Origin of the sequence: Ralstonia sp. OTU4908 (assembly GCF_038440115.1) — a bacterium.
Classification (GTDB): Bacteria; Pseudomonadota; Gammaproteobacteria; order Burkholderiales; family Burkholderiaceae; genus Ralstonia; species Ralstonia pickettii.
Window position 1 is genome coordinate 1 of record NZ_JASATD010000114.1, and the last position, 331, is coordinate 331.

The window sequence follows — 331 nt, forward strand, 5'->3', positions numbered from 1 at the left end:
ATGTGATGACTTCGCCGGCTACAAGGCCAGCTTCGACGGTGGCGTCACTGAGATCGGTTGCATGGCCCATTCGCGGCGCAAGTTCTTTGAACTGCACGACAAGCACAAGAGCGAATTGGCGGGCCAGGCACTGCGCTACATGGTGAGCTTGTACGAGATCGAGGCGCAAGTGCGGGATGCTGAGCCAGACCAGCGCCTGGCAGCGCGGCAACAAAGGGCTGGCCCGATTCTAGAGCGGCTGCACGCCTGGCTCGAGGAACAGCGACGCCGCGTCCCAGACGGCTCGGCGATCGCGCGGGCCATTGACTACAGCCTCAAGCGGTGGCCGGCT

1 protein-coding gene is annotated in these 331 nt (G+C 63.7%); it reads left to right on the top strand.

The window, feature by feature from the left end; translation table 11 throughout:
- Window positions 1-331, top strand: a 331-nt coding sequence (locus AAHM38_RS25565; RefSeq protein WP_342234433.1) for an IS66 family transposase, incomplete at both ends; no start/stop codon positions are given.